At 32.3% G+C, this 18,233-nt stretch carries 18 protein-coding genes; 17 read left to right on the top strand and 1 reads right to left on the bottom strand.

Annotation, left to right across the window (positions count from 1 at the left end):
- Positions 1-21: 21 nt before the first annotated feature.
- The 13 genes from GC105_RS10400 to GC105_RS10340 all read left to right on the top strand — a co-directional run bounded on the left by GC105_RS10400 (position 22) and on the right by GC105_RS10340 (position 13,307).
- Complete coding sequence (locus GC105_RS10400; protein ID WP_152804482.1) at positions 22-402, top strand: DUF948 domain-containing protein; 381 nt, start codon at positions 22-24, stop codon at positions 400-402.
- A 108-nt stretch (positions 403-510) separates the two neighbouring features.
- Positions 511-810, top strand: a complete 300-nt coding sequence (locus tag GC105_RS10395) for an STAS domain-containing protein (protein ID WP_152804480.1) — start codon at positions 511-513, stop codon at positions 808-810.
- Positions 811-826: 16 nt separating this feature from the next.
- Positions 827-1,243 (top strand): ATP-binding protein, encoded by a 417-nt coding sequence (locus GC105_RS10390; protein WP_152804472.1) that lies wholly within the window; start codon positions 827-829, stop codon positions 1,241-1,243.
- A gap of 2 nt (positions 1,244-1,245) precedes the next feature.
- On the top strand, positions 1,246-2,028 hold the full coding sequence (locus GC105_RS10385; RefSeq protein ID WP_152804470.1) for a SigB/SigF/SigG family RNA polymerase sigma factor: 783 nt from the start codon (positions 1,246-1,248) through the stop codon (positions 2,026-2,028).
- A 171-nt stretch (positions 2,029-2,199) separates the two neighbouring features.
- Positions 2,200-4,275 carry an elongation factor G gene (gene fusA / locus GC105_RS10380; RefSeq protein ID WP_152804468.1) on the top strand — a complete coding sequence of 692 codons (2,076 nt, stop codon included), beginning with the start codon at positions 2,200-2,202 and terminating at the stop codon, positions 4,273-4,275.
- A gap of 149 nt (positions 4,276-4,424) precedes the next feature.
- Positions 4,425-4,595 carry a hypothetical protein gene (locus GC105_RS16900; RefSeq protein ID WP_193708375.1) on the top strand — a complete coding sequence of 57 codons (171 nt, stop codon included), beginning with the start codon at positions 4,425-4,427 and terminating at the stop codon, positions 4,593-4,595.
- Between the two features lie 391 nt (positions 4,596-4,986).
- Positions 4,987-5,763, top strand: a complete 777-nt coding sequence (locus GC105_RS10370) for a transposase (RefSeq protein ID WP_246169825.1) — start codon at positions 4,987-4,989, stop codon at positions 5,761-5,763.
- A 44-nt stretch (positions 5,764-5,807) separates the two neighbouring features.
- Positions 5,808-6,323 (top strand): UvrB/UvrC motif-containing protein, encoded by a 516-nt coding sequence (locus tag GC105_RS10365; protein WP_152804462.1) that lies wholly within the window; start codon positions 5,808-5,810, stop codon positions 6,321-6,323.
- Positions 6,324-6,339: 16 nt separating this feature from the next.
- Positions 6,340-7,359, top strand: a complete 1,020-nt coding sequence (locus tag GC105_RS10360; protein WP_193708373.1) for a protein arginine kinase — start codon at positions 6,340-6,342, stop codon at positions 7,357-7,359.
- 12 nt (positions 7,360-7,371) lie between these two features.
- A complete protein-coding gene (locus GC105_RS10355; RefSeq protein ID WP_152804458.1) occupies positions 7,372-9,804 on the top strand; it encodes an ATP-dependent Clp protease ATP-binding subunit in 2,433 nt (810 codons plus the stop codon).
- A 462-nt stretch (positions 9,805-10,266) separates the two neighbouring features.
- Positions 10,267-10,809, top strand: a complete 543-nt coding sequence (gene hxlB / locus GC105_RS10350) for a 6-phospho-3-hexuloisomerase (protein WP_152804456.1) — start codon at positions 10,267-10,269, stop codon at positions 10,807-10,809.
- Between the two features lie 128 nt (positions 10,810-10,937).
- The gene (locus tag GC105_RS10345) at positions 10,938-12,047 is read left to right on the top strand and encodes an aminopeptidase (protein ID WP_152804453.1); all 1,110 of its coding nucleotides are present in this window, start codon (positions 10,938-10,940) and stop codon (positions 12,045-12,047) included.
- Between the two features lie 189 nt (positions 12,048-12,236).
- The gene (locus tag GC105_RS10340; protein WP_152804451.1) at positions 12,237-13,307 is read left to right on the top strand and encodes an amidase domain-containing protein; all 1,071 of its coding nucleotides are present in this window, start codon (positions 12,237-12,239) and stop codon (positions 13,305-13,307) included.
- 278 nt (positions 13,308-13,585) lie between these two features.
- Here GC105_RS10340 and GC105_RS10335 read toward each other — a convergent pair whose 3' ends face one another.
- Positions 13,586-14,023, bottom strand: coding sequence for a CBS domain-containing protein (locus GC105_RS10335; protein ID WP_246169821.1), 438 nt, complete (start codon positions 14,021-14,023; stop codon positions 13,586-13,588).
- Positions 14,024-14,282: 259 nt separating this feature from the next.
- Between GC105_RS10335 and GC105_RS10330 the strand changes: the two genes are divergently transcribed.
- The 4 genes from GC105_RS10330 (at position 14,283) to GC105_RS10315 (ending at position 17,713) form a co-directional block, all read left to right on the top strand.
- Positions 14,283-14,825: a chromate transporter gene (locus GC105_RS10330; RefSeq protein ID WP_343030013.1), complete on the top strand. Its 543-nt coding sequence runs from the start codon at positions 14,283-14,285 to the stop codon at positions 14,823-14,825.
- Positions 14,825-15,349 (top strand): chromate transporter, encoded by a 525-nt coding sequence (locus tag GC105_RS10325; protein ID WP_152804447.1) that lies wholly within the window; start codon positions 14,825-14,827, stop codon positions 15,347-15,349. The genes GC105_RS10330 and GC105_RS10325 overlap by 1 nt, the downstream gene beginning before the upstream one ends.
- A 127-nt stretch (positions 15,350-15,476) precedes the next feature.
- Positions 15,477-16,547, top strand: a complete 1,071-nt coding sequence (gene prfA / locus GC105_RS10320) for a peptide chain release factor 1 (RefSeq protein WP_152804446.1) — start codon at positions 15,477-15,479, stop codon at positions 16,545-16,547.
- A 428-nt stretch (positions 16,548-16,975) separates the two neighbouring features.
- Positions 16,976-17,713, top strand: coding sequence for a ZIP family metal transporter (locus GC105_RS10315; protein WP_152804444.1), 738 nt, complete (start codon positions 16,976-16,978; stop codon positions 17,711-17,713).
- Positions 17,714-18,233 lie beyond the last annotated feature (520 nt).

Genomic DNA, 18,233 nt, shown 5'->3' with positions numbered 1-18,233 from the left:
ACAAGACAAGAAGGTGAAGAAGTGTTTGCACAGATACATTTATGGGAAGTAGGAATACTCTTTATAGGTATAGCATTTATTGTGGGAGCAATCTATATTGCAAAGACAATGAAAAACCTTGCAAAGACTATAGAAGACATGGATGAATTAATGTTAAGCAATAAGCAAAATATTGATGCCATTATAGCAGATATCGAAGTAATAACTAAGAGTTCTTCAGGGGTAATGGAAGATGTTCAAGAATCCGTAGGATCTTTAAAACATTCTGTTTTAAACGTTGAAAAGACAGTTACAACAACTAAAAATTTTATGTTAAAACCAGTTCTAAAAACATTAAATTATTCTCATTTTATATTAAAAATAATAAAAAAATTTACTAAAAAGTCTAAGAGCAAAGTATAAGATTAAGGGGAACTAATAAATTCCTTAGGTAAACAAAGGCGGAGGAGAACAGAAGTTTTCCTTCTTAAGCTTGTTATAAATTTTTAAAGAAACAAGGGGGAGACATTTTTGTTATCAATAATAACTAAAAGCATAAACGGATCGTACGACGTAAAGTTAATTGGAGAAGTAGATATTTATACAGTTGACAATTTAAAAAAATCAGTAAATGAATTAATGGATAAAGAAATTAAAAATATTTTGTTTGACTTTATAGAATTAGAGTATATTGACAGTACTGGATTAGGTGCGTTAATTGGTATACGAGGTAAATATAAAGACATAGAAATAGAAATAGTTAATTTAAAATCAAATGTTAAAAGATTATTTGATATTACTGGGTTGACTAAAATCTTTCTAGTTAAATAAGTGGAGGAATCATAATATGGAAAACAATAAAGTTACTATAAGCCTCACATTGCCGAATATACCTGAATACGTAAGTGTCGCAAGACTTACCTTGTCTGGTGTTGCAAATAGAATGGGATTCAATATCGACGATATTGAGGATTTGAAAGTTGCAATATCTGAAGCGTGTACAAACGCCTTAAAATATGGAGGTGGAAATGATTGTAGCAAGTATTTTGTACACTATACAATTGACGAAAAAAACCTTATAATTGATGTATGTGACGATGGTAAGGGAATAGAATTTGAAAAACTAAAAACTCCCGATCTAGATAATCCTAAGGAAAGCGGATTAGGTTTATACATTATTGAAACTCTTATGGATGAAGTGAAAATTTTTAAGGGAGACAATAATGGAACTACCATACGTATGACAAAAAGATTAGGGGAGTAAAAATGAATAAAAATTTATCGATTACTCAAGAGAACAAAGCCGCAAAGCGAAAAAAACGTATTGAATTATTATTCAAAGAGTACATAGATAAAAAAGACACAAATTTAAGAAATCAAATATTCGAAGAATATATGTATATAGCAGAGATATTATCAAAGAAGTACGTCAATAAGGGTGTAGACTTTGAAGATATTTATCAAGTAGCTAGCTTAGGTTTGATTTATGCTATTGAGAGATTCGATCCGAGTAAAGGATATGAGTTTTCTAGTTTCGCCACTCCAACCATATTAGGTGAGATAAAAAAGTATTTTAGAGATAAAGAGTGGATTATAAAAGTTCCTAGACGAATTCAAGATTCATATAGAAAGATAAACCAAGCAAAAGAAGCTTTACAACATAAATTAATGAGAGTGCCTAATGTAGATGATATTGCCAAGTATCTTGACCTCTCTACTGAAGAAGTAATAGAGGCTATGGAAGGAAGTTATGCCTATGCACCATCTTCCTTAGACGTAAAAATAACTAACTCCAGTGATGACAGTGATATATCGCTATTTGAAATATTAGGTATAGAAGATAATCACATTAAAGAAGTAGAAGATAAAGATTTTCTTCGTACTATTTTTACTAACTTGTCTGAGTATGATAAAAAAATTATAGTAGATAGATTTTATAATAATAAAAGTCAAAATGAAATTGCTACTGATTTAGGAGTTTCACAAATGACAGTTTCTAGATTAGAAAAGAAAATATTAAGTAGGTTAAGGGAAAAAATCAACGTATAACTTCGACTGCTTTGTAATAATGACAAAAAATGATTTGATTGCCAAGTCATTTTTTTTATTTTCTAAAATATAGATTAAACTAAAAAAATATTATAAAATAGTAGTATGTTTTGATATTGTAATACAGATTTTTTCATTGATACAACCACAAAATTATGAGGGGGAAGTTAAATGAAAACATATCCAACTAACAAAATTAGAAATGTAGTATTATTAGGACATGGTGGAAGTGGAAAGACATCAATAGTAGAAGCAATGGCATACAATGTGGATATAATTGATAGAATGGGTAAAATAGAAGACGGCAATACCATATCTGACTACAATCAGGAAGAAATTAAAAGAGGTATTTCCATAAGTTCTTCTATAGTACCTATTGAGCTTGATGGCCATAAATTAAATATTATGGATGTTCCAGGCTACTTTGATTTTTCTGGTGAGACATTTAGTGCTTTGAGAGTAGCTGACAGTGCAGTGATTGTAATAGATGCACTTGCAGGATTAGAAGTTGGTGCTCAAAAAGCATGGGAATATGTTAAAGAGAGAAAGATACCCTCAATAATTGTTGTAAATAAAATGGATAGAGAAAATGTTAGATTTAATGTAGTAATGGAAAACTTGAAAAACCAACTAGGTAATAAAGTGGTGCCTTTTGAAATGCCATACGGAGAAGCACTTGACTTTAAAGGTGTTTTAAATGTGGTAGATATGACTGGTAGAGAACGTTTAGGAGATAAATGTATTGATATTGAACTTCCTGAAGAATTAAAAGACGATATAACACCATATAGAGAGATGATTATAGAATCAGTAGCCCAAAGCACAGAAGAACTAATGGAAAAATTCTTCAATGGAGAAGAAATAAGCAATGATGAGATACACAAAGGTCTCAGAAAAGGTGTTTTAGAGGGAGATCTAATTCCTGTCTTATGTACATCTGGAGTAAATAATATTGGTATTGAAACCTTAGCAAATATGATAATCGAGTTTTTTCCAGCACCTGATGAAAAAAAAGTAGTAGTTGGAAAAGATGTTAAATCCGACAAAATTATCGAAAGAAAAATCTCGGCACAAGAGCCTTTATCTGTTTTTGTATTTAAAACTATTGTAGATCCTTATGTAGGAAGATTGTCTCAATTTAGAATCATGTCTGGAACATTGCAAAGTGGTCAAGAGCTTTTAAACTCAAAAAAGGATAAAAAAGAAAAAATAAACCATATATATGTACTTCGTGGAAAAAAACAAATAGAAGTTGAAAAACTAGAAGCAGGAGATATTGGTGCTTTTTCAAAGCTATCTGATACATTTACGGGAGATACATTGTGTGATATCAAAAATCCAATTGTATACGATGACATAGAATTTCCAAAACCTATTATATCTATGGCTATACAACCTAAGACAAAAGGCGATGAAGATAAAATAGGTCATGGTTTGCAAAGATTACAAGAAGAAGATCCTACCCTTAAAGTTGAGCGAAATCACGAGACCAAACAAACTCTCATATCTGGAATGGGTGAAATGCATATAGAGGTTCTACATGATAAATTGCAATCCAAGTTTGGCGTTGAAGTAGAATTAATTGATCCACAAATACCATATAGAGAAACTATTAAAAGCAAGGCATCATCAGAAGGAAAACATAAAAAACAATCTGGTGGACGTGGGCAATATGGACACGTGTATATAGATTTTGAACCAATAGGAGAAACAGACCAAGGATTTTTGTTTGTAGATAAAGTAGTAGGTGGATCGGTACCTAGGAATTTTATACCTGCCGTTGAAAAAGGATTAGCTGATTGTACTAAAGAGGGAGTATTAGCAGGATTTCCAGTTGTAGGCATAAAGGCTACGTTAACTGATGGCTCTTATCATGCAGTTGATTCTGATGAAATGTCGTTTAAAATGGCTGCTTCATTAGCTTACAGAAAAGGAATGAAAAATGCAAACCCTGTTTTACTAGAACCAGTTTATAAGATAGAGATAAATGTGCCAGAAAACTTTATGGGAGATATACTCGGAGATTTAAATAAAAAAAGAGGTCGTATTATAGGTATGGAACAAGGAAAAGGTGAAAGTCAGAAGATTATAGCAGAAGCACCTTTATCAGAAATGTTTAAATATGCCACAGAACTTAGGTCTATGACACATGCAAAAGGTGAATTTAGTATGGAATTTGTAAGATACGAAGAAGTACCTTCTATATTAGCAGAGAAAGTAATAGAAGAGACAAATAATAAAAAATAAGTAAAAATTTTTGCAAGTAACTACTTTGCTCCTTGTAGTTGAGATAAAGAAAAATCTGAAATAAATTCAGATTTTTTTTTATTTTTTTAGCATAAAAAATGCTTAACTACGAAAAATATAGATAGTCTTTATGAAAGGAGTTAATTAATATGAGTAAGAAAAAAAGTAAAAACAATAAAACTTTCCGAGAACAGATGAGAGATAAAACTACAGGTCAATTTTTAAACGATCAATTAAAAGAAACAGGAATGACCGATACGGGAGATATGCTCTCAATGTATAACACACAAACAAATAGTTCAAATAAAAACAAAAAATAATAATAATTACTGGATTAAAGGCTAATACTAATAAACGAAATTAAAATAAAGAAAGAAAAGGAGAATGAAAATGAATAACAATAACAATAACAATAACACTAATAACACAAACAACAATAACAACAATAACACAAACAACACAAATAACAGAGGAACACAAAACAGAAACAACAACAACACCAATAACAACAATAATAACGAAACAAATAGAAGCAACAACAACAACAATAACAGAAGTAACTAATTATAACTTAAATAAAAGTTATAAACTACACAATAAAAAGTTGACAAAAGGGACGGTTCTTTTTGTCAACTTTTTATTTACTTTTATATATAATGATGATAAAATCAAAATAGGAATATGCTGTAAGTAGGTGATAACTTGTCAAGAATGCCAAGAGAAGTTAGTGAATCTAATTATTATCATGTAATGGTAGTAGGTAATGATAATAAGAATATTTTTATTGAAGACATGGATAAAAAGAAAATCCTTCTTATAGTAAAAAAATATAGTGAAGATAATATTTTGAGCCTTCTCGCGTACTGTGTATTAGATACCCATGCACATTTTTTAATTGAGATTCATAAATACGATATTTCAACAATAATGAAAAAGATAAATATTTCTTATGCCAATTATTATAATTTTAAATATAATAGTAAAGGCCATGTATTTTATGATAGATTTAAAAGTGAATGCATAAGAGATACTCAGTATCTATTACCTATAATTAGATACATACACAATAATCCATCAGGTAACCAATTATTATATAAGTGGAGTAGCTATAACGAATATATAGAAGATAGTATGGAAAAATTTTTGTCATATAATTTATCTGCTTTTTCGGAATTTGGTAATGAAGAGACTGAGTCAATTCATAACTTTATTAATTATACTAAGATTGAGAATGATGATATTTTTTTAGATATTGAAGAAGGTATCGAAAATAAAATTAATAATATGATTCGAAGATATTTGTGTAAAAATAATATTGAATTAAAAGATCTTGGGTATAAGAAAAATAAGGTTCATAGGATTAATCTTGTTTTAATGATAAAAAATACAGGAAAATTATCTATAAGAAAGATTGGAAGTTTATTAAAATTAAATAGAGGTATTATATATAACATTCTTAGAGAATATAATAATGAGGGAGAAGAGTAATTACACATAAGAATTATTTTCTGGAATGGATAGGAGGGAATTGTATGCTTTGCCAAAATTGTAACGAAAGAGCAGCGTCAATCCACATTACTAAAATTATGAGTGGTGAAAAGCGAGAAATACATCTTTGCGATCAATGCAGTGCCTTACATGAAATGTTCAACAGTTCATTTAATTTTCAAGGTTTTATTGCAAATCTACTAGATTTAGAAGAGAATACACATGCAGTAGATTATTCTCATAGCATGGAGTATCACTGTCCACAATGTGGTATGGACTATGACACATTTAAAAAACATGGTAAATTTGGTTGTGAAAAGTGTTATGAAACATTTTCATTGTTAATTAACCCAATGATACAAAGAATGCATGGTAAAGAACAACATATTGGGAAAATCGTAAAATATGGTGGAGAAAATATAAGGCTAAAAAGAGAACTTACATCATTACATGGAAATTTATCACTTGCCATTGAAAAAGAAGAATATGAAAAAGCCGCATTGTTAAGAGATCAAATAAAAATCTTAAAAGAACAAATAAAAGACAATATAAAAAGTTAATTACATGGGGTGTAATATGTCTAAAAATGAATATAAAGAAAAAGATATAGTAATTAGTAGTCGTGTTCGGTTAGCTAGGAATATAAGAAATTTGCCATTTCCTATTTACCTACAAAGTGACAGCGCTAAGGATATTGTAGAGGTAGTAGAAAAATCTATAAATGATAAAAATAATAACTTGACACCCTTTAATAAAATAAAAGTTGAAGATATAACTGCTAACAACAAAAAAATGTTAGTTGAAAAGCACTTAACTAGCCCAGAATGGGGTAGAAATGATCATGCAGCAGTATTTATCAGAGAAGATGAAAGAGTAAGTATAATGGTAAATGAAGAAGATCATATTCGAATTCAATGTATTTTAGATGGATTTCAATTAAATTATGCTTATGATATTGCAAATGAAATTGATGATTTATTAGAAGAAGAAATAAGATATGCTTTTGATGAAAAATACGGCTACTTAACAGCTTGCCCAAGTAATGTAGGAACTGGTATGAGAGCTTCAGTAATGTTGCATTTACCATCTTTAACACTCAGTAACCAAATGAATAATTTAATGCAGACTTTAGCAAGGTTTGGGATAACCATAAGGGGAATTTATGGAGAAGGAACACAAGCTATGGGAGACTTATATCAAATATCAAACCAAACTACCTTAGGAATTAAAGAACAAGATATTATATCAAATATCCATAGCGTAGCAAAAGAGATAATTAAGAGAGAAAGAGATTTAAGGTATGAAGTGTTAAACAATAATAAAACTTATTTAGAAGATAAGATATTTAGAGCATTAGGAACCTTGACAAATGCTAGAACTATAAGTGTAGAAGAAAGTATGAAGTTAATATCTTTAGTTAGGTTAGGTACAGACCTTGAGTTAATAGATCAAGATATAAAAAAAATAAACGATTTAATGATTACTATTCAACCAGGGATACTTTTGAGTTTATACGATACTGCAGATTTACAAAGTTTTGACGTAGATAAACTACGTGCAAATTTTATAAGAAAGAGTTTAATAAAAAATACATAGGAGGTGCAGAGAATGCCTATATTTGGAAGATTTACTGAAAAATCACAAAAAGTGTTGGTACTATCCCAAGATGAAGCAAAAAAAATGAATCATAATTATATTGGTTCAGAACATTTATTGTTGGGGCTTATTCAAGAAGGAGAAGGAGTAGCTGCTATTGCCCTTAAAGAATTAGGGGTGAAGTATGAAAGTGTAATAAAAGAGATTCAAGAATTAGTAGGTAAAGGAGAAGAAGAGGTTAGCGAGATAATAGGTTATACTCCTAGAACTAAAAAAATATTAGAACTCAGCTTAATGGAAGCTAGGGCTCTAAATCAAAGTTATATAGGTACAGAACATATATTGCTTGGACTTATAAGAGAAGGTGAAGGTGTAGGTGCTAAAATACTTATAGACATAAAGATTGACTTTGAGAGAGTTCGTGAGGAAATTATAAAACTTATGAATAGTACTCCTAGCTCAGCGAGTAAAGCAAATGCGATTAAAAATACTAATACTAAGAACCTCGATAAATTTGGACGTGACCTGACACAAATGGCGGCACAAGGAGAATTAGACCCAGTTATAGGGAGAGATAAAGAAATAGAAAGAGTTATCCAGATATTAAGCCGTAGGACAAAAAACAATCCTTGTCTAATTGGTGAACCAGGAGTAGGTAAAACTGCGATTGCAGAAGGTTTAGCACAAAAAATAGTGGACGGTAATATATCAGAAAATCTTAAAGATAAAAGAGTCGTATCTCTAGATTTATCGTCAATGGTAGCAGGCGCAAAATATAGAGGTGAATTTGAAGATAGATTAAAAAACGTAATGGAAGAGATACGAAGTGCAGATAATATTATATTATTTATAGATGAGATGCACACTATTATTGGAGCAGGTGCAGCAGAAGGTGCTATAGATGCATCAAATATATTGAAGCCTGCATTAGCAAGAGGAGAATTACAAGCAATAGGAGCGACGACTCTTGATGAATATAAAAAACACGTGGAAAAAGATGCGGCATTAGAAAGAAGATTTCAGCCAGTTAATGTAGGAGAACCTAGTAAAGAAGAAGCTATAGAAATTTTAAAAGGTCTTAGAGATAGGTATGAAGCCCACCATAAAGTTAAGATTACAGATGAAGCCCTTGTGGCAGCAGTAGAATTATCAGACCGTTATATAAGTGATCGTTACTTACCTGATAAGGCAATAGATTTAATAGACGAAGCAGCTTCAAAAGTAAGATTAGGAATATTAACTATGCCACCTGATATTAAAGAAATAGAAACAACTATAGAAAAATTTGAACAAGAGAAAGAAGAAGCAGTTTCTTCTCAAGATTTTGAGAAAGCAGCAGAAATTCGAGATAAAGAAAATAAAGCTAAAACAAAATTAAAGACTATTAAAGAGTCATGGCAACAAAAAAACCATATTGGTACTGGAGGAGAAGTAGGACCAGAAGAAATCGCGGGAATTGTAGCTAGTTGGACAGGTGTTCCAGTTAAGAAATTAGCCCAAGAAGAATCTCAGAAATTATTAGATATGGAAGATGTACTGCATAAAAGAGTTATAGGGCAAGAAGAAGCAGTAAAGGCAGTCTCAAGAGCTATTAGAAGAGCTAGAGTAGGGCTTAAAGACCCAAAACGTCCTATTGGTTCATTCGTATTCTTAGGACCAACAGGAGTAGGGAAAACAGAACTGAGCAAAGCTTTAGCAGAGATTATGTTTGGTGAAGAAGATTCTATGATACGTATAGATATGTCAGAGTATATGGAAAAGCATACAGTATCAAGACTAATAGGTTCACCTCCAGGTTATGTAGGATACGATGAAGGTGGTCAATTAACTGAAAAAGTTAGAAGAAAACCATATTCAGTAATCCTATTAGACGAAATCGAAAAAGCACATCCTGATGTATTTAATATATTGTTACAAATATTAGAGGATGGAAGGCTTACAGATGGAAAAGGGAGAACAGTTAATTTCAAAAATACTGTGATCATTATGACTTCAAATGTAGGGGCACATACTATAAAAAAACAAAAGAATTTGGGCTTTACAGTAAGTGATAATGCAGCTGAGAATGAGTACGAAAAAATGAAAGACAATGTTATGGTAGAACTAAGAAATACATTTAAACCAGAATTTTTAAATCGTTTAGATGAAGTAATAGTATTCCATAAGTTGGAAGATAAGGATATACATTTTATAATAGATATAATGTTTAAACAACTAGCAAAGAGATTACAAGAACTAGATATCCATATAAGCTTTGATGAAAGTGCTACAGATTTTATAGCTAAGAAGGGCACCAATCTAGAATACGGAGCAAGACCTTTAAGAAGGACAATTCAAAAAGAGGTAGAAGATAAATTATCAGAAGAGATGCTGAAAGGCAATGTAGAAAAAGGAAATGTATTAAAAGTAACTGTCGAAGATCAAGAATTAAAATTTATTAAATAATTATGTATCAAAAAAACAAACAAAGTAGGCACGCTAACGTGCCTATTTTGTATACTAATTATCGCGAAGACAATGAGCCAAGCGTCTGCTTGCAGACATTTGGCGACTGTCCGCGTAACTACGAGAAATTCGCGAAGCGTGTTTCTTGTGGTCGTCGCGAAGTAATGAGCCAAGCGTCTGCTTGCAGACATTTGGCGACTGTCCGCGTAACCACGAGAAATTTGCAAAGCGTGTTTCTTGTGGTCGTCGCGAAGTAATGAGCCAAGCGTCTGCTTGCAGACATTTGGCGACTGTCCGCGTAACCACGAGAAATTCGCGAAGCGTGTTTCTTGTGGTCGTCGCGAAGTAATGAGCCAAGTGGCTGCTTGCAGACATTTGGCGACTACCGCGTAACTGCGAGAAACTTGCAAAGCGTGTTTCTTGTGGTTACGTTAGACAATAATGAAAACATGAGGTGTACCGATGAATAATGCACAAAGAATAATTACAGAAATTACAGATGTAATCAAACAAGTTAAGCAAGAAGAAGTAAATTTACTAGTAGAAGCTATAGGGAAAAGCAAAAGAGTATTCGTATCGGGACAGGGACGATCAGGATTTATGATAAAGAGTTTTGCTATGAGACTTATGCATATAGGAATAGATTCATATGTAGTAGGAGAGACAATAACACCTAGTATAGATAAAGATGATCTACTTATAATAGCATCTGGTTCAGGAGAGACACCAAGTTTAGTCAATACTTCAAACAAAGCAAAAAATATTGGAGCTACCGTAAGTATGATAACAACAAATAATGAATCTAGTATAGCTCAAAACTCAACTATAGTTATAGAATTAAATGCACAATCTAAAGGTGACGAAAGCAAATCCACAGTTCAACCTATGGGATCCCTTTTTGAACAGAGTTCACTAATATTATTTGATGCAATTATATTAACACTAATGGACAAAATGAAAAAAAATGGAAGTAATATGTACTTAAGACACGCTAACCTAGAATAACTATGTGCCCACCCAAGTCATCCAGAGCGAAGCGCAGGATCTTAGACCCCAGTTAACGACTTAAGTGCTATGCTTGTTTAATAATAAAACTAATTTAAAGCAATAAATATTGGAAAAGGAGAGGAACTATGGATAGTAGAATTAAAACATTGGCATCAAATTTAGTAAATTATTCCTGCGAAGTTAAAAAAGGCGAGAGAGTTCTAATAGCATTATCTGGTGAATCAGCAAAACCATTGGTAAGGCAGATAGTCAAAGAAGTATATAAAGTAGGTGCTTATCCATTTGTTGATATTAGCGATAGCTCTATCAATAGAGAGATATTAATGGATTGTGATGAGGAACAATTAAAGGTTATGTTAGACTACGGATTAAACCAAATGAAACATATGGACGCATTTATATCAATAAGGGCTAGCGAAAACACGTCAGAAATGTCAGATGTACCTACTGATAAAATAGTATTAAATGGAAAAGTCTTAAGGCCTATTACAGATTATAGAGTTAACAAAACAAAATGGGTAGTATTACGATATCCAAATAACGCCATGGCGCAATTAGCTACAACTAGTTTAGAAGCATTTGAAGATTTCTATTTTAATGTATGTAATTTGGATTACGAAAAAATGTCTAAAGCCATGAATTCATTAGTTGATTTAATGAATAAAACTGATAAAGTAAGAATCCTAGGACAAGATACGGATCTCACCTTTTCAATAAAAGATATACCTGCAATAAAGTGTGATGGTAAGATGAATATCCCTGATGGAGAAGTGTATACAGCCCCAGTAAAAGATTCAATTAATGGAGTATTATCTTATAATACTTTATCAGAATATCAAGGCTTCACTTATCAAGATGTTAAGTTTGAATTTAAAAATGGAAAAATAATTAATGCTACATCAAACAATAGCGAACGATTAAACAAAGTTTTAGATACTGACGATGGAGCTAGGTATATAGGTGAATTTGCCATTGGAGTAAACCCATATATATTAAATCCAATGAAAGACACGTTATTTGATGAAAAAATAATGGGAAGTTTTCACTTTACACCGGGAATGTCATATGAAGATGCATTCAATGGGAACGTATCATCAGTACATTGGGATTTAGTTTGTATTCAAACTCCCGAATACGGTGGAGGAGAAATATATTTTGACGATGTATTAATTAGAAAAGATGGTAAATTTGTAATCCCCGAACTAGAGTCCCTAAACCCAGAAAACTTAATTTAGTATAAAAAAGCTTTTAGCTCTGCTAAAAGCTTTTTTATACATACAAGGGTGTAATTATCTTGTTTTAAGTCAACATATTTAGATTGGAATTCAATCCATATACTTTAAAAAAATGAATGAAATCATTCGATAAAGAATAATTATATAGAATAAATCTTTATGAGGTGATTTTATTATGGTGTGGAAAATATGTTGAAGTGGCCAATTAGAAGGCGGATAATAGCTTTGCTCCTAGTTGTTGCTTTTATTACAATAGCATTAGGTATGACATCAAAACTATTTAAGAGCGATGAGATAGAAAAAGTGGCTAAGCAATTACTAAATGATATGAATATAGCTTATTTAAATGGAGATGAAGAACTGCTAAAGGAACAATATGATGTTGATACACTTTATGGTAAATGGGCATTTGAATATGCATTAAAGAAAATGGAGTATATAAAAACATGGAGTGAAAAACAAGGTATAGAATATACAGATATCAAAAGTGATTACAAGTTTACTAAAGTATCAGGGTCTGACCAAGCCTTTGATCTAACTGTTAAATCAATAGATCAATACGATTATAAATACAAAGATGGAGATACAGTGGCAAATAGTTATAGTATTGCGGTATATCATTATATGAGAATTGAGATGAAAAAAGATAAATGGGTCATAACTAAAGACTGGTTCTCAGATCCCATGAGTGATTCATTAGGAATAGAGGAAGAAAAGAAACCAGAGATTAAAGAGTATATAAATACTTACCAATATGATAATTATAAATTAGAAGGACGTCGTAAAGATGCAGTGAAATACGCAGATAAATATAGCAGTGCCCTTATAAATAATAGTTATAACGATAAATATAGAAACTATAACCCAGTAGGAGGAGATTGTGCTAATTTTGCTTCCCAAGTTTTACATGAAGGAGGAGGTTTTAAGAAAAACAGTGTTTGGAACTACGATAAAGGTGGTAGCTTAGCATGGATAAAAGCATACAATTTAACACACTACTTACTAAACAGTGGTAGAGGTTCGAGGATAGCTGTAGGTGGTTATGAATCAGTATACCAAGCAGCCTACAAATTACAGCCAGGCGACATTGTTGCCTATGAGGAAAAAGGTGATATTAAACACGTATCTGTAATAACAGGATATGATTCAAAAGGATACCCCTTAGTAAACTGCCACAATGTAGATCGACACAGAGTTCCGTGGGATTTAGGATGGAATAGAGAAGGAATTAAATATTGGTTTGTGAGGGTACATTATTAGATGCCAATCACAACCCCAGTCATCCAGAGCGAAGAAACCCGGTGCCACGTTTATCGGGGAAGGATCTAAGACCCAAGCTCACCACCCGAGTCATCCAGAGCAAAGCGCGGGATCTTAAGACCCTAACTCACTACCCCAGTCATCCAGAGCCAACAATCAGGGTGCCCTGTTTATTGGGGTGTAATATAAAGGCTCTCAAACTTCACTAGATAGTAAGCAAAAATCTCGACCAAATAAGGACGAGATTTTTCTAAAACTGCTATGTGTTAAATTAATTTTTATACTTTATATTCTGAATCATGTAGGGCATATTGTAAATCATCACCGAGTAAATAATCTAATATTTCTTGTCTTCTTATAATCCCAATAAAAACACCATTATCGTCTGTTACGGGAATAAAGTTTTGGTACTTTGCCATATGTAAAATAGTTTCGTGAGGTTCACCAATTTTAGCAGACTTTATTCTTCGGCTTAACTTTAAATCTTTTAAATCAAATCTAGAGCAGTTATCAAAATTTATATCCGGATTGTTTTTAAATCCCCAGAGCAGATCACCTTCTGTCAGTGTTCCAACGTATTTTCCTTTATCACTAATTAAGGGAATAGCACTATAGCCGTTTTTTTCCATTACTTCTAAAGCAAACTTTAATGAACAATTTACATTTAAGAAGACTACATCTCTTTTGGGTAGAAGAAAAAATAAAATATTTTTCAAATAAATATTCACCTCTTAATATTATATTATTACTACTATAGTATAGATGAAAATTATTAAAAATAACTTAAAAAAACTTTATTTATTAAAATCTTTAGTATAATAATAATTATAACCTATAAAAACGATATTGACAAATTTATATCAAGATTATTTATTGAAAATTTGAGTGGATATGAGTAAAATTATGTTTACCATTATACATAAATTATACCCAAACTTAAGAACTTATAAGCAAGATAAGGAGAGGTGAAATTCTATTAATAAAATATTTGAATTATTTAAAACCTTCTTTGTCATAGGTGCATTTACAATGGGAGGAGGTTATGCTATGTTGCCATTATTTGAAACTGAATTTGTACACAAGAAAAAATGGTTTACAGATGAAGACTATATGAATATGATTACAATAATTACTTCAGCACCTGGTCCGCTTGCAGTAAACAGTGCTGTCTATACTGGCTACCATGTTGCTGGATTACTGGGAAGCATATTTTCTGTTTTAGGTGTTATCATACCACCTATTGTGATTATACTGTGCATTATTCCATTCTATACCCAGTTTAGAGACTTAGAGATCATAGATAAAGTATTTCAGGGAATAAGACCTGCAGTGGTAGGTCTTATAATTGGGGCAGTATATAACATGGTTAAAAAAAGTAAGATAAAAGGATATTGGCTAATCGTTCCTATTATTTCATTTTGCATAATTGTAGTATTCAATATAGGTCCAGTTTTCGTAATTATTGCACTAGGTATATTAGGTTTCTTTAAAAGTATAATAGATAAGGAAAAGTTATAATGGGTATAATAATGTTGCTTTTTATTGTGTTTTTTAGAGTTGGCTTATTTACATTTGGTGGAGGATATGCCATGATTCCGATACTGGAGGAAGCTGTAATAGATACATATCAATGGTTAAGCCATGCAGAATTTATTGATATTATCGCTATATCAGAAATGACACCAGGTGTAATTGCAGTTAATATGGCTACATTTCTAGGAACTAGAGCAAGTGGAACTATAATAGGCGGAATAGTAGCTACCCTTGGAGTAGTATTGCCATCATCAATAATAGTATATTTAATATCCCATTATTTTAAGAAGTTCAAAGACAATATTTATATCCAAAAGATACTGACATTTATAAGGCAAGGAGTACCAGGTATAATTGCTACAGCAGCCTATACTCTCTTTAAAGGTGCAATAATAGATTATAAGAGTGTAATTATTCTTCTGATTGTCACTTTCCTAATAATAAAAAAGAGAACAAATCCAATATTACTATTATTAGGATCGGCATTAGCTGGAATTTTGATATATTAATTACCAATAGAGCTTTACATTTAAATTTTTACGTAAATATGATATACTACCTTAATTAGCAGACACAGAAAATCTCATGAATTCTATGAGCATAGGTGCTGTGGTGAGATTTATGGAGGGAAACTTTATGTTAGATAAATTAGAATCAGTTGAAAGTAGATATATAGATCTAGAAGAAAAGGTTAGCGATCCAGAAGTCATTGCTAATCAAAATGAGTGGAGAAAATTAGTAAAAGAGCATTCAAAGCTAGAAACATTAGTTAAAAAATACAGAGAGTATAAAATTGTTATTCAAGGTATTGATGAAGCGAAAGAAATGCTTAAAGATAAAATTGAAAAAGATTTTAAAGAGATGGTTGAGCTAGAATTAGAAGAATTGAACGAAAAAGAACAAAAAATAAAAGATGAACTTACAGTATTGCTTTTACCACAAGACCCTAATGATGATAAAAGCGTAATTGTAGAAATAAGAGCTGGAGCTGGTGGAAGTGAAGCAGCACTTTTTGCTGGGTCTTTATTTAGGATGTATACTCGGTATGCAGAAAGACAAAAATGGAAATACGAAGTAATGAGCTCAAATATTCCAGATATTGGAGGGATAAAGGAGATAGTATTTTCGATTAACGCAGATGGTGCGTACAGTAAGTTAAAGTATGAAAGTGGAGTTCATAGAGTTCAAAGAATACCCACAACAGAATCGGGTGGACGTATTCACACTTCTACAGTTACAGTAGCTGTATTAGCAGAAGTAGAAGATGTAGAAATTGACATTAAAGCTAACGATATAAGAACAGACGTATATCGTTCTTCAGGTAATGGGGGTCAAAGTGTTAATACCACTGATTCAGCAGTTAGGGTGACCCATGTACCTACTGGTTTAGTAGTTACGTGTCAAGATGGAAAGTCACAGTTAAAAAACAAAGATAAAGCTATGACAATCTTAAAAGCTAAACTATATGAACTAGAACAAAGTAAGCAAAATGCTGAAGTAGCGCAAGATAGGAAGAGTCAAGTAGGTACTGGAGACAGAAGTGAAAGAATACGAACTTATAACTTTCCACAAGGTAGAATTACTGACCATCGCATAGGCTTGACCTTGTATAAATTAGACCAATTTTTAGATGGAGACATAGAAGAAATGGTAGAATCTCTAACTACAACAGACCAAGCTGAAAAACTTAAGATGCAAAGCGAATAAATACTAAGAGAAATCTATAACGCTAATATATAAGAAAACTTCCGTAAAATCGGAAGTTTTTTGTGGTTTATCCCGCATTAAAAGGCACTAAGACTCCCACTTCAAGATGTGGGAGTTAAGTGCCTGTAAAAGTCGCGACACTCGCCAAATGAAAGCAAACATTCATTTGCGTACCCTAATACTATACAGTTAAAATAGCAAGCTATTTAACTGCTCCGTCATTAAGGTACTACGAAAACATATTTTCGCTTGGCTCGTTGTTTCACGAAAACTAATATTCAGTAGGGATGAAGAAAACCCCCTACTGAATAAAGTTTCACTTTATTTATGGTAAATACCTACGTGCATTTCATGCTTAATACTGAATAATTGCATAATTCAGATTCAAAGAGAATATATTTAAACAGAAGAAATACGGAGGTTTTGCTATGATTATAGATACATTATTAGGAGTTACACTATTAGGTTTTTTCGCGGGTACAGTAGGTACAGGTATAGGAGGAATTTCTACTTTTATATTTAACAAGCCATCAAATCATCTCTTTAGTTTTATATTGGGGTTTTCTGGGGGATTAATGATTGCAATAGTGTGTTTTGATTTATTGCCAGAAGCCTTTAATACAGGGTTATTTTGGCCATTAATAGGAATTATTATTGGAGTAGTGATGATCACTATTTTTGATCAAATGCTATCCTTTCATTTATCAGCTAACCATTCAAAAAATAATTATTTAAAGACAGGTACTTTAATGGGAGTAAGCATAGCACTACATAATTTTCCTGAAGGATTAGCTATAGGTTCAGGATTAGCTGCAAATTCAACTTTAGGCATCAGCTTAAGCGTTATCATACTACTGCATAATATTCCAGAAGGTATGGCAATGGCAGCGCCTCTATCTCTTAGTGGTATATCAAAATTCAAAGTGTTACTATACACAATATATGCAGGCCTACCAATGGGTGTTGGTGCATTAATCGGAGGATATTTCGGCAATATTTCAGAGTCTTTTATAGGTATTTGTTTAGGATTCGCAGGAGGGTCTATGTTGTTTATTACCTGCCAAGAGATTATACCTAAATCCAATGTCCTATGGAAAGGGAGGACCTCAGGTTTTGCAATAATATTTGGGATAATATGTGGTATACTGTTATCAAAAGCTCTTTGAAAGACATTGGTAGTTATTAATAGCTGGTAAAGGATTATCTAGAGACTAAGATCCTTCGTCGCTAGCTCCTCTGGATGACAAAAAAAGTGACTTAATTCAGTGTTTTTTTCTACCCAAGCCACTACCCAAGTCATCCAGAGCGAAGAAGCGCGATGCCCCGTTTATCGGGGTGGGATCTTCTCCCTAGAGGCAAGCTCGTATGGTGCATGGTATAATATAGTGATCTATTAAATGAAAATCCAGACACAAGATCCTTCGTCACTTCGTTCCTCTGGATGACAAAAAAGCGAAACTTAATTCAGTAGAGGTTTTTCAACCTTAGCCCATGACCAAGTCATCCAGAGCGAAGAAGCGCGGTGCCCCGTTTATCGGGGAAGGATCTTCGCCCCAAGACACATATCTGAGTCATCCAGAGCGAAGCGAAGGATCTTCGCCCCAAGACACATATCTGAGTCATCCAGAGCGAAGCGAAGGATCTTCGCCCCAAGACACATATCTGAGTCATCCAGAGCGAAGCGAA

The organism is Alkalibaculum sporogenes (assembly GCF_009362815.1).
Classification (GTDB): domain Bacteria; phylum Bacillota; class Clostridia; order Eubacteriales; family Alkalibacteraceae; genus Alkalibaculum_A; species Alkalibaculum_A sporogenes.
The sequence above is the reverse complement of the archived record's forward strand: the minus strand, read 5'-3'. Positions and strand labels throughout refer to the sequence as shown.